Here is a 13,158-nt window from a genome sequence, read left to right as displayed (position 1 = left end):
CATCAAGTAATTCTTGCAGAATTGATTCTTAATTATGTTTTCTTGCAAGCTCTATTCCAGCTGCAAACTATAACTTAGTTGCCTTGCAATATCTATTGCAACACCTTGATAGTAAATAGCTTAAATAATAGCGGCTGAGAGGCTTTTTTATTGTTATCGTTAAGTTTATACGCTTTTACAGCGTATGCGGCAATAATTTGGCAGTGAATTCACAAAAAAAGCGGCAAATTGCCGCTTTTCTTAAATTTAGCTCAGCCTAAATCATCAGATTTATAAATAATTTGCGATAAGCTCTTCAGCAATCTGCACACTATTTGTTGCCGCACCTTTGCGCGTATTATCGCTAACAACCCACATGTTTAAGCCATGTGGGTGCGAAATATCAGCACGTAAACGACCCACGTATACAGTATCGTTACCACTTGCGTCTGATACTGCAGTTGGATAATCAGCTAAGTCTTCAATAAACTCTACACCAGGTGCATCGTTTAATAGCTGCTTCACATGTTCGATATCTACTGGCATACGCGTTTCAATATTAATCGCTTCACTGTGACCAAAGAACACGGGAACACGAACACAAGTAGGGTTAACCACAACACTGTTATCACCTAAGATTTTTTGTGTTTCGTTGACCATTTTCATTTCTTCGCGGGTATAACCGTTATCTTCAAAGCTGTCGATTTGTGGGATCACATTAAAAGCAATTTGTTTAGGGAAAACGGCATTATCCATCGGACGCGCATTCATTAAGTTTGCTGTTTGCTTAGCTAGTTCATCAACGGCTTCTTTACCCGCACCCGATACAGCTTGATAAGTTGATACGTTAATGCGGTCAATGCCATAAGCATCATAAATTGGCTTTAGTGCCACCAGCATTTGAATCGTTGAGCAGTTAGGGTTTGCAATGATGTTGCGGTTTCTGAAATCCGCTAAGCTTGATGCATTAACTTCAGGAATAATTAGTGGCACATCGTAGTCATTACGAAAGTGTGAGGTATTATCAATTACCACACAGCCTGCGTCCGCCGCAATCGGTGCGTATTTTTCAGAGACACTGCCGCCTGCTGAAAATAAACCAATGTGAGCTTGGCTAAAATCAAACTCTTCAACATCGATTACTTCAATGCTCTCACCGCGAAATTGGATTTCTTCACCAGCACTACGGCTGCTTGCGAGTAAAAATAATTGGTCTACCGGAAACTTACGATCTTCTAAAGTTTCGATAATCTGACGACCCACTAAACCTGTGGCACCTAATACGGCTACATTAAATTTTTGCGACATGTGTTTTCCTCTTTTGAATAAAGCAAATGGCTTTATTCGTTAATTCTAAATCCCAGTGCAGCTAATGCGCCTTCACATGCACTGTTGGCAGCCACCGACAAAGTACTAAACTCGCGTCGTGGCGGGTAATTCTTGCGTAAACTATCAAAGCCTTCGCTTGCTAATTTACTTCGTAAAATGCCATCGTCGCGACGCACATCATAAATTAAGTGCACTAAGCGACCTATATCATCTAGGTTAAAGGTTTCACCTAGCGTGACAGAGTGGCTAATTGGTTCTGGCAAAAAATCGTCCAGAGACTTAAGCGCTGCGATGCCTTCAAGCTCACATACTTGCTGATACAGCATTTGTGTACCGCGGGCTTTGCCTTCAAGTGTATGCCCTGCAATATGCACACTGGCATAACGTACATAATCAAGCAGAGGTGTCAGTATATTGGGTTCGTTTTCCCAAACATCAAGCACACAATCTAATTTTGCGCCTTGCTCAAACAATGCTAGCAATGCTTGGTTATCAATCACATCACCACGGCTTGCATTGATAATCGTCATACCCGGCTTAAGCGCTTTTAAGCGCGTTTCGTCTAGCATGTGCAGGGTTTTATGCGGACCTTGTTTAACCAATGGCACGTGAAAAGTCACAATATCGGCTTGGGCTAGTAATGTGTCTAATTCAATATGCTCTGCAAGCTCACCGGCTTCATGTTTTGGTGGATCACATAACAATACATTCATACCAAGCAGGCTAAGCTTATCACGTAAACAGCTACCTATACTGCCAACACCCACTATGCCGATGGTTTTACCTTGTAATGAACTAGCATTTTCTTGGCTCAAGGCATACAAACAGCTAATAACATATTCAGCAACCGCCACGGCATTACAACCTGGTGCGCTGCTAAATGCGATATTTCGCTCAGCAAGTAACTCGGTATCAATGTGATCAACACCTATGGTTGCTGTGCCCACAAATTTTAATTTATCTGCTTGAGTGAGTAAGGTTTTATCTACATTGGTAACAGAGCGGGTTAACAAAATATCGACCCCGACTAGCTGCTCGGGTTGGAGATTACGGCCATCAAATCGCTCAACATCACCAAAATCGGCAAAGTACTGCTCAACCAATGGCATATTTTGATCTGCAAGAATTTTCATTTGTGTGTCCGAGAGGCAGAAAGTGGCGCTATTGTAGCGAATTTATCAGTATTCGGATAGGTAACAACTAAGACTTTATAACAAATGAAAAAGCCGAGCTATTGCTCGGCTTTAAACAAATACTGGAGAGGTTTAACCTTTATATTTGCTCATTACTAATGTGGCGTTAGTGCCACCGAAACCGAAGCTGTTAGACATAACTGTATTTAGTTCAACGTCTTTACGCTCAGTTACAATATTTAGACCTTCAGCTTGCTCATCTAGTTCATCAATGTTGATAGATGGAGCAACAAAGTTATGCTCAAGCATTAATAGCGAGAAAATTGCTTCATGAACGCCTGCCGCACCTAGAGCGTGACCTGTCATCGCTTTGGTTGCACTGATCATTGGCGAGTTACCACCAAATACTTCTTGAATAGCGCCAAGCTCTTTCACATCACCAACAGGTGTTGAAGTACCGTGAGTATTTAAATAATCAATACCGCCTTCAAGATCTTGCATTGCTTGCTTCATACAACGTACAGCGCCTTCACCTGATGGAGCTACCATGTCGTAGCCGTCAGACGTTGCACCGTAACCAGTGATTTCTGCATAAATGTGCGCGCCACGAGCAAGTGCATGCTCAAGCTCTTCAACAACAACGATACCGCCACCACCAGAGATAACGAAACCGTCACGGTTTGCATCGTATGTACGTGATGCTTTCTCTGGTGTTTCATTGTACTTAGTAGACAATGCACCCATTGCATCGAATTCCATTGCTAGCGTCCAGTGAAGCTCTTCACCACCACCTGCAAAGATTACGTCTTGCTTGCCTAGTTGAATTTGCTCAACCGCGTGACCGATACAGTGTGCAGATGTCGCACATGCAGAGCTTAGTGAGTAGTTAACACCTTTAATTTTAAATGGTGTTGCAAGACACGCCGAAGTCGTACTCGCCATAGTACGTGGTACCATGTAAGGACCAACACGTTTTACGCCTTTTTCACGTAAAATGTCAGCCGCTTCAACTTGCCATTTAGATGAACCACCACCTGAACCCACTAATAAACCAGTGCGCTCGTTTGAAACTTGATCTTCACTAAGGCCAGCATCTGCAATCGCTTGTGACATTGAGATATAAGCATATGCAGCAGCATCGCCCATAAAGCGCATTGCTTTACGATCAACAAACTCTTTAACATCAATATCGATTTTGCCAGATACGTTACTACGTAGGTTGTAGTCAGCAAACTCTTGGTTGAACGCGATACCACTACGGCCTTGTTTTAATGATTCTAATACTTCTTCTTTGTTGTTACCGATGCTTGAAACAACACCGATGCCCGTAATAACGGCTCTTCTCATGGGTAATTACCTTAGCTCTATACTAAATTGTGTTCTATTTTACGCTGAAATTACTTTCGAAGTGGTCAGCTTTCTAGCGTACACATGTACTCTGAATGTCTAGCTTATAAATAACGCCAGACTATTTCAAAGAAAACACGTAAAATAATGAAAAAAGTTTGTAGTTAATTAGTTAAACCATGATCAAAAACGCACATATTCATTTTAATCACCTTGGTACCCCTGTCGCCGATCAGTTTGACGATGTTTATTTCTCTAATGACGATGGCTTAGCCGAATCACATTATGTGTTTTATCAACAAAACCATATCCCGCAACGATTACAAAATCATGACCGTAACCACTTTGCAATTGCTGAAACAGGCTTTGGTACGGGGCTTAACTTTTTAAATACATGGCAACACTTTGCTGCTCACCTTGATAGGCAGCATGCAGAGCAAGAAGTTCAAAATCAACCCGACCATAGTGGTAAAAAAAGTGTTACCCGCTTGCACTTTATCTCTTTTGAAAAATTTCCTATTAAGCGTGATGACCTTGCTCAAGCACTCAAAGCCTGGCCTAGTTTAAGCAAGTATAGTGAGCAACTAATTACTCAATACCCAATTAATTTGGCCGGCTGTCATCGCCTTGAATTTGCAGGCGGCAAACTAATACTCGACCTTTACTTTGGTGACGTGCAAGACAGCATTGACGCCATGAGCTACCCAAGCGAAGGGGTTGTTGATGCGTGGTATTTAGACGGCTTTGCACCAAGTAAAAACCCAGATATGTGGCAACAGAGTTTGTTCAACAAGATGCGTGCTATCTCAAGAGCAAATGCCACACTCGCCACTTTCACTGCCGCAGGCTTTGTAAGAAGAGGGCTAATCGAAGCAGGCTTCAGCATGAGTAAAGCAAAAGGCTATGGTAAAAAACGCGAAATGCTGATTGGCGAGCTCACTGAGCCTAATGATCAACAATCAGGGCCTGCCTATTTTACTCATCAGCAAAGTGAACTGAGTAATGTGGCTGTTATTGGCGGTGGTATTGCCAGTAGCAGTGTACTGTATTCACTGGCAAAAAGAGGCCTAAAAGCCACGCTTTTTTGCCAAGACGAAGCGCTTGCCATGGGCGCTTCTCACAATGTACAAGGGGCTGTGTATCCGCATTTACAAGCGAAAAATTCACCACACAGTGAAATGTTCGCCCATAGTTTTTTATATGCGATGCGTCTGTACCAACAATTACTTGATGATGGTTTTGACTACCCTCACCAGTGGTGTGGTGTATTACAGCACGCGGTTAAACAAGGTCTAGCTGATAAACATCAAAACCTTGCCGATAAAGAACTTTGGCCAGTTGAATTAATGCGTAATGTAAGCGCCGAAGAAGGTGACGAAATTGCCGGTGTAGAAACAGGCTACTCAGGTGTATTCTTTGCAAAAGGCGGCTGGGTAAATCCACCAGCCCTGGTTACAGCACTATTTAATGCGGCAAATTCGTTAACTGCCACTACCAATAATAAAATGGACAGTCACTTTAATTGCCATATTGAAAAGCTCGAAAAAACCGCTGATGGCTGGTTACTACACAGCAAAGAGCAAACTTTCGGGCCATTTAGCGATGTGATTAATTGTGCAGGTGAACACAGTGACCAGTTTAGCCAAACTCAAGCGCTACCTATTGTTGGTGTGCGCGGCCAAGTCTCGCATGTGCAAGCAAGCGAGCAGTCAAAACGCCTAAAGACCGTGCTTTGCCATAAGGGCTATTTTACTCCTGAATATCAAGGCCATCATTGCATGGGCGCGACTTTTGAAAAAAACTCAAAAAGCCGTGAAGTTAAAGAGCAAGACAACCACACCAATCGCGAACAACTATTAAGTTTTTACACAAACAGCGAGTTTGCAACGACCTTAGGTGAGATAACAGCGGCAAAAGCAGCTGTAAGGTGCACCTTTATCGACCATCTACCTATGGCAGGTGAATGGGCTGAACAAAGTGATTATGTAAGCGCGTTTGCTAATCTACGCTTAGGTAAGCGTTATCAGTACCAAACGTTAACGAAACCTCAGCAAGGCTTGCATGTACTCACAGGCTTTGGTGCAAGAGGCCTGTGCAGTGCCCCTTTATGTGCTGAACATTTAATTGCTTGTTTAAACAATGAACCAAGGCCATTTAGCGAACGTGTGAGTCAGGCTATTCACCCCGCCCGCTTTATTGTTCGCGACCTAATTCGTAATAAAATTTAAAGGGGCTAAAAAGCCCCTTTTGATTGTTAATTACTTAATCGCTCAACTAGCTCTACGCGTCTGTTTAGCTGACGACCCAAATCATTTTTATTATTGGCAGCTGGCGCATAAGGGCCTACACCATAACCAATTAAACGCGACTCTTTAATGCCGTATTGACTCACGAGCGCTTTAACAACTGCTTTAGCTCGCTTAGATGACAGCCCTAAATTATATTCTGGGCTTCCTTTATCATCTGTATGACCAACAACGTACAAATTTAAGCTGTTATTTTTATTTAAAACATCCGCAATCACTTTTAATGACTCTGCTGACTCTGGCTTAATGTCTGATTTATCATGGTCAAAGTAAATGCCATAAATGGCTGCTTTACCTTTTTGCTCTAGCTGCTTTAACACTTGGTCCGGATTGGTTTTAACTAAATCGCCTTGTAAAGGCTCTGTTCGAATTATAACAAGCTGCACTCGCGTAGTGCCTTGGTAATTCCCAACAAAAAATGCGACATAGGTTGTTTGATTTTCTATGGTGTTTTTCATTAACTGATAACGCGGCTGACGATAATAGTTATAAACTTGTTTTACCGACAAGTGATCACCAAGTTCTTGTATTGCCTTACGGTCGTCACCACATGCTTGACGTTCGCAACTAAATACCGTTTCAAAGCCTTCTTTTGTTAAGGCAGACACATAGTTATGAAAAACCTTAAGGGTTGATACTTTTCTAATTTCATAAGTAATACGAGTGATATCGCCTGTCACATCTTCAGCAGGTAGCGTTTTGTTTTTACGGTTAAATAATCCTGTTGGTAGTGAAAATTCCTCGTAATCAATTTGCTCATAGTCTTCAATAAAACTACCAGGATAACGGCTAAGTAATGGATGATCGCTTGAGCCTCTAATATCGTCTTTAGGTGCTTTGGTAACTGGATTTAATTGCTGTTTTGCAAAAGCAGCTGTATTGGCTTTTATCAGACCTGTTTCAAGCTCTTTAATCGCAATTGAGCTACTCATAACACGCGTTTTACTGTTGTACTGGCCAACAAATAACGACACTGCAAACTCAGGCTTTTCACCTTTAGTGGCAAGCAGATAATATGGCTTACGATGATAATTATAGAGCTGAAAGTAACCGACTTCCTCTGCAAAATCACTGCTGTCACCGCAAGCATCTAGCTGACAAGAGTAAACAATATTAAAACCATCGGTGAGTAAAGCTTGTTTATAGTTTTCAAATACTTTGAGAGTGGCAACATTGTTTATTTCGTACAATGTGTGGTTTACATCGTCAATAAAGTCTGTGTAACTAAATCGCTCTGATGACTTTTTACTGTCATCAAACTGGCTCAGTAATTGTGTCTGTTCGCCACTGAGTTTAACCGACTTTTCAACCTCACTATTTGGATAAGGCGATAGCCATTGATTGGCAGATACCGCATTGCAAAATGCTAATGTTACCACCACCAAAAGATTAAAATATATTTTCACTTTAAGTCCTTTTAATTGATTTTGTACCTGATTCAATACTATGCCAAATAATACTTTTTTATTCAAAGTTTGCTTGTACCCCTTTAAAAATAAATCCACACCCCAAGGTCTTTAGTTACACAGCAATTAGAAGGAGTTTGATATGAAAACCTTAATCATTGGCGCAACGGGCCAAATAGGTAAAATGACCACCGAAAAAATGCTGGCAAGTGGCCATGACGTAGTGGCTCTAGTTAGAGACAAAAGCAAACTGACTGCGCTTGAAAGTAATCATTTAACGATTGTAGAGCAAGACCTCGAAAACGATTTTAGTCGCGCCTTCGAAGGGGTTGAGCAAGTGATTTTTAGCGCGGGATCCGGCGGCGCTACGGGTGCCGATAAAACCTTACTGATAGATTTATGGGCCGCTGTTAAAGCGATTAATTATGCGGCAGATGCCAAGGTTAAGCACTTTATTATGGTCAGCTCAATTGGTGCTGATGCCCCAGACAACATTGAAAGCAGTATAAAACCGTATTTAGTTGCAAAGCACATGGCTGACCAACATTTAATCAATAGCGAATTAAATTACAGCATTGTCAGACCTGGCACGCTATTAAATGATGCAGCAACGGGGTTTTTAACCACCACACGCCCTGCAACGCGCCAAGATGCGGTGATCAACCGTGAAGATGTGGCAGATACCCTGCTATACCTCGCTGAACATACACCGAAAAAACCGCAAGTGTTTGAATTGTTTAATGGTGATAAGTCAATCGACAGCCTACTAAGCAATTGAATACGTATGCATAAGAAATAAGATTGAGAAAGCGCGTAAAGCACTTTAGTTTATTGTTTACATAATAATAACAAAGGTGCTTTATGCGTCATTTTGCTTTACTTTTTTGCTTTGCTTTTACGTCGGCTTGTTTTGCCGCACCGGTAAAAGTTCAAAGCTACAGTGGCGATACCTCCCTTCCCCACAAATTACTGATCAGCGCCATCGAACGTGCTGGCTTAGAGTATATTCACCCTTATGAAACCAATAAAGATATCTCTAATGCACGTATCTTAAACGATGTAAAAAACAACCAGCTGGATGTGATGTGGAGCATGACATCAACTCAGTTAGAACAGGATTATCAAGCCGTTTATATTCCCTTGTTTCGTGGCTTACTTGGCATGCGAGTCGCGATTGTGAAAGCACAAAATCGCGAACTGTTTAGCTCGGTAACTAGCTTACAAGATTTAAAACGTTTTACCGCTGGGCAAGGTAAAACCTGGCCAGACACGAAAATATTAAAAGCAAATCAACTGCCTGTTGTTACTACATTAAAATACCCTAATTTGTTCCCAATGCTTGAAGGCGAGCGCTTTGATTACTTCCCGCGTGGGGTGAATGAACCTTGGGATGAAATTGCCAATCACTCAGAGCTTAACCTCACTGTTGAGCCGCACTTGGTCATTAAGTACACCGCACCACTTTACTTTTTCGTCAACAAAAACAACCACACGCTGCATAAACAGCTAAATGATGCGCTAAACGAGATGATTGCTGATGGCACATTTAACGCCATGTTTTTGGCAGACAGCCAAGTACAAACGGTTTTATCAAAAGCCAACTTAAGCTCGCGTCGCGTAATTGAGCTTGATAACCCAACGTTATCGTCGAACACACCTAATAAAAATAGCCCTTTGTGGTTTAACCCATTTCAATGAGCACACAATGAAATCATTAAAATATAAAATAACCTTGGCACTGTCTTTGTGCCTTTTACTGAGCGTGATCTTCGTGATCAGCGCAAACTATCTGCTGGCAAAGTCGAGTCAAACACAGCAATGGCAAGACGACATCACGGCCCTTAATGAGCAAATGCAGGTTATTTTAGCCGAGCCTGTATTCTCTTATGATGAACCGTTAATCAATCAGATTATTAAAGCCTTTTCGCAAAACAAACATGTACATAGCATTTCAGTGACAGATCATCGCAATAAGCCACTGGCCGCTATCACTAAACAAAGCAATAACGCATCGGTTAGCAAAACTATTGATTTGCACTATTTAGATAATTTAATTGGTCACATAAAAATTGGTTACTCACAACAAGCACTGCATAGCACCATTGCTGAGTCGACACGCACCATGTTTATTACCTTGCTGGTCTCATTTATCGCCTTGGGTGCGGTGATTATTTATATCGTGCGGCTTTTAGTGATAAAACCAATCGATAGCGTAAATAACCTTGTTGATGAAATTGTCAAAGGTGAAGGCGACCTTACAAAACGTATTAGCTATCAATCGAATGATGAAATAGGCTATTTGGTTGATGGTTTCAATCGATTCATAGCGCAAGTGCAAGAAATAATTACAGAGCTAGGCAGCACAGCCAGTGAGCTTGAAATGATAGCCAGCACAGTAAACGAAGCATCTGTGCGCTCTAAAAACGAAGCCGAACTTGAATATAACCGCACTGATTCTGCAACCAATGCGCTTAGTCAGTTAAGTGAAGCAACCAAAGAGATTGCGCAAGGGGCTAATCAAACCGCGCAGCAAACAACCGACGTACATCGCTTATGCCAACAGGGCGAACAAAACATGAATGCCAATGGCAACATGGTGGATGAGTTAGCTGCACAGCTCGACCACACATCAAACGTAGTTAAACAACTAAACGCCAGTAGTAATGAAATTAGCCAAGTGCTCGATGTTATAAAAAGTATTGCCGAGCAAACCAATTTACTGGCTCTAAATGCTGCTATTGAAGCGGCTCGTGCAGGTGAATCTGGTCGTGGCTTTGCTGTGGTAGCCGATGAAGTAAGAGCGCTTGCTAGTAAAACCTATGATTCAACGTCTGAGATTGAGTCGATTATTGTATCGCTACACAACAATACCTCTGATTGTGTAACCGCAACGGAGCAAAGTAAGTCACTCAGCGATAAAGTGAGCCAAGCGAATCAAAAAAGCCAAGCAGTGTTTAAAGATATTGCTAAACAAATCAATACCATTAATCAAATGAACGAGAGCGTTGCAGCAAGCTCTGAAGAGCAAACCAGTGTGACCGCTGATATCTTAAATACCATGCAGCTCATAAACCAAGGCGCTAAGAGCCTATCGCAAGAAGCTCAGCACCTCGATAACACCATAGGCCAGCTCAATGAATTAGAACGCGGCATCGTTGCCAAACTGGGTTTGTTTAAATACTAAAAGCCATAATTCCCTGCCACGCAAGTTGCAGGGAAAGCACCGTTAACACTAAACGAAAAATCTTTTTAAATTTATCTGACGAAATGCGGTGCAGTAACTTAAGACCAAGCCAAGTACCTAATGCACCGCTCAATATCATGAGCATAACCAGCGGCAACCACTGCCAAAATGCAAAGCCCACAGCCCCATATAAAACCGCTTTTAAGGTATGTTGTACTGTCATGCAGCTTGAAAAAGTAGCGGTAAATTTAAGCTTATTATAATTATTGACATATAAGCAGCTGCCAACCAAAGGCCCACTTGCCCCTACAAACATCGAGATAAACGTGGTCCAAAGCCCTGCGAGAACACGCCATAACTTTGAGGTTTCTCTGAGCTTTGGCGTCACACCCCAGAGTAAATAAAGCACAAAGGCAGCGACCACTAATTTCATTAATTCAAGGGGAATTGATGTGACAATCGTTGAGGCAACCAGCGCACCTAAGACTCCCCCTATTGAGAAGTACACAAACATAGCGCCATCAATATGCTTAAACGTAAATAAAAAGCGGTTTGCATTAGAGCCTAACTGCACTAACCCATGGACAGGAATAACCACACTCATAGGAAGCATAGATGCCATGATCACCAGCAGCATTAAGCCGCCACCCGCACCAAAAGCCGCTGAAATCATTGAAGTAAAGCCCGCAACCACAATGAGCATGATTGTGCTGATCGGACTTAATAAATCTCCACCCAAAAACTGCCAACTGATCAAATCCATTGTTACGCTTAAAATAGTGTGTTTGAGCTAACGCTACCATGACTCACCACTATTAGCGACATATTGGAAATTAGTTTCGACTAAAAGACCATATCAACCAAAAGAGAAGTGCCCCTAAATTCACAACTGGTCAGACTTGTGGTTTATTTTGTTAAACCTATGGGTTATAACTATGCCCACAACACAATAAAATTGAAGGCACAGCATGACACTGATGAATCTAAGTACACAAGGATCTGTTGCTATCTTAACTATGACAACAGCTGAAAATCGCCATAACCCTGCTTTTGCAGAGGCTTTTTTAAATTGCCTTGACGAAATCGAACATAACCCTGAACACAAAGCACTCGTGATCACTTCAAGCAGCGAAAAGTCATGGAGCTTGGGCATAGATACCGATTGGCTTATGCCTGCATTAAAAGCACAAAAATTTGCTGAAGTAAGTGGCTTTATGCACTCGATGGATGCGGTATTTAAACGCCTATTACTCTTCCCAATGCCAGTAATTGCAGCAATTAATGGCCACGCTTTTGGTAATGGCGCCATTTTATCGTGCGCTTGTGATTTTAGGTTTATGCAAAGCGATCGTGGTTTCTTCTGCTTCCCCGAAGTGGATTTATCAATCCCGTTTTTACCGGGCATGCTCGCTTTCATTAAAAAAGCCATTCCAGACTATCGTTTTAACGAAATGATGCTAACTGGCCGTCGCGTTACCGCAGGCGAACTTGCCACGGATCATGTTATTGAACAAGCTTGCCCAGACAGCGAAACCTTGTTAAATACCGCCCTCGAATTTGCCAGCCAGTTCGATAAAAAACGCGCGATTTTCGCCGAGCATAAAAAGCGCCTACACAAACACATCATCGACACCATCGATACCGAAAACAAACCGATTATTGATGCCGTTCAGTTGGTTGTTTGATTCTAGACTCTGGACTTCTTTAGAGGAGCTTTAGAAAAAAGTTTTAGCAATAAAAAAAGGCCGCTCTGAGAGCAGCCTTTTTCATATTTGGTGGAGCTGGGGTCAGCTGAATTAAATTACTAAATACATGATTTAAAACAACTTACCAAACAGCAAGAGCTTGCGATATACCTACTCGTATACCTTTAGTTATTGGTCACTTAATTATTTTTAAAAAAAGTTACAATTAATTGTCTTTTTATCGGAAATTCGTGCAAATGCTAAACAATGTAGTCACAGAACTTCACCCTGAAGACCCTTAAGTTAGGTCATACGTAAGCTCTGAACAGTTTTATTTATCAAACATAAAGAACGTACATAGTTTTAAAGGCATTAAGTAATAACGTTCTTGAGATGAAACTAATATTTCACGTCCTTTAAACGGAGAGTCTTATGCCATTAAAATCGCGTATGCTTAATCCACAGCTGCATATAAAAACATACAATGATGCTTTATTAATAAAGGCTACAGGGACTAGCTGGTCAGAAGTATCAAGAACCCTTGGTTACAGTTGTCCGAGTAACTTTTCAAGAAAGCTACGAAAGTATAAGAATACTGATACACCACTCCCCCTTCACCTATCATGCCTGATTGAGACTGCACTTTGGCGGTTAGGTAAGATGGAAACATTTATTAATATAAAGAAATTCCGTGAAGGGCCGGAGAGTGTGCATTGGCATTTATTACCAAAGTAAGTGGGGGGAAATTTCTTACTTAGATAAGGCAAATACTGCTCATAGGGGGTGGGG

Annotated in this window: 10 protein-coding genes; 5 read left to right on the top strand and 5 right to left on the bottom strand. The window is 41.7% G+C overall.

Going from position 1 to position 13,158, the window contains the following annotated elements; translation table 11 throughout:
- Positions 1 to 270: 270 nt before the first annotated feature.
- The 3 genes from NFU46_RS19625 to fabB all read right to left on the bottom strand — a co-directional run bounded on the left by NFU46_RS19625 (position 271) and on the right by fabB (position 3,788).
- On the bottom strand, positions 271 to 1,287 hold the full coding sequence (locus tag NFU46_RS19625) for an aspartate-semialdehyde dehydrogenase (RefSeq protein ID WP_054551679.1): 1,017 nt from the start codon (positions 1,285 to 1,287) through the stop codon (positions 271 to 273).
- A gap of 32 nt (positions 1,288 to 1,319) precedes the next feature.
- Positions 1,320 to 2,441, bottom strand: coding sequence for a 4-phosphoerythronate dehydrogenase (locus NFU46_RS19620; protein WP_251604246.1), 1,122 nt, complete (start codon positions 2,439 to 2,441; stop codon positions 1,320 to 1,322).
- Between the two features lie 132 nt (positions 2,442 to 2,573).
- Positions 2,574 to 3,788, bottom strand: a complete 1,215-nt coding sequence (gene fabB / locus NFU46_RS19615; protein ID WP_054561838.1) for a beta-ketoacyl-ACP synthase I — start codon at positions 3,786 to 3,788, stop codon at positions 2,574 to 2,576.
- 179 nt (positions 3,789 to 3,967) lie between these two features.
- Between fabB and mnmC the strand changes: the two genes are divergently transcribed.
- Positions 3,968 to 6,016, top strand: coding sequence for a bifunctional tRNA (5-methylaminomethyl-2-thiouridine)(34)-methyltransferase MnmD/FAD-dependent 5-carboxymethylaminomethyl-2-thiouridine(34) oxidoreductase MnmC (mnmC, locus tag NFU46_RS19610; RefSeq protein WP_175082116.1), 2,049 nt, complete (start codon positions 3,968 to 3,970; stop codon positions 6,014 to 6,016).
- Positions 6,017 to 6,042: 26 nt separating this feature from the next.
- On the opposite strand, the gene NFU46_RS19605 is transcribed toward mnmC, so the two are convergent.
- Positions 6,043 to 7,500, bottom strand: a complete 1,458-nt coding sequence (locus NFU46_RS19605) for an OmpA family protein (RefSeq protein WP_251604243.1) — start codon at positions 7,498 to 7,500, stop codon at positions 6,043 to 6,045.
- Between the two features lie 142 nt (positions 7,501 to 7,642).
- On the opposite strand from NFU46_RS19605, the gene NFU46_RS19600 reads away from it, so the two are divergent.
- From NFU46_RS19600 to NFU46_RS19590, 3 genes are all read left to right on the top strand, one after another.
- The gene (locus NFU46_RS19600) at positions 7,643 to 8,278 is read left to right on the top strand and encodes an SDR family oxidoreductase (protein WP_251604240.1); all 636 of its coding nucleotides are present in this window, start codon (positions 7,643 to 7,645) and stop codon (positions 8,276 to 8,278) included.
- An 83-nt stretch (positions 8,279 to 8,361) separates the two neighbouring features.
- The gene (locus NFU46_RS19595; protein ID WP_251604237.1) at positions 8,362 to 9,198 is read left to right on the top strand and encodes an ABC transporter substrate-binding protein; all 837 of its coding nucleotides are present in this window, start codon (positions 8,362 to 8,364) and stop codon (positions 9,196 to 9,198) included.
- 7 nt (positions 9,199 to 9,205) lie between these two features.
- Complete coding sequence (locus tag NFU46_RS19590; RefSeq protein WP_251604234.1) at positions 9,206 to 10,684, top strand: methyl-accepting chemotaxis protein; 1,479 nt, start codon at positions 9,206 to 9,208, stop codon at positions 10,682 to 10,684.
- Here the strand turns inward: NFU46_RS19590 and NFU46_RS19585 are convergent.
- Positions 10,674 to 11,447, bottom strand: a complete 774-nt coding sequence (locus tag NFU46_RS19585) for a sulfite exporter TauE/SafE family protein (RefSeq protein ID WP_251604231.1) — start codon at positions 11,445 to 11,447, stop codon at positions 10,674 to 10,676. The genes NFU46_RS19590 and NFU46_RS19585 overlap by 11 nt on opposite strands.
- A 205-nt stretch (positions 11,448 to 11,652) precedes the next feature.
- Between NFU46_RS19585 and NFU46_RS19580 the strand changes: the two genes are divergently transcribed.
- The gene (locus tag NFU46_RS19580) at positions 11,653 to 12,369 is read left to right on the top strand and encodes an enoyl-CoA hydratase/isomerase family protein (protein ID WP_251604228.1); all 717 of its coding nucleotides are present in this window, start codon (positions 11,653 to 11,655) and stop codon (positions 12,367 to 12,369) included.
- The last annotated feature ends 789 nt before the right edge of the window (positions 12,370 to 13,158 follow it).

Origin of the sequence: Pseudoalteromonas sp. NCCP-2140 (genome assembly GCF_023708065.1) — a bacterium.
Classification (GTDB): domain Bacteria; phylum Pseudomonadota; class Gammaproteobacteria; order Enterobacterales; family Alteromonadaceae; genus Pseudoalteromonas.
This window is presented reverse-complemented; position numbering and strand designations above follow the sequence as displayed.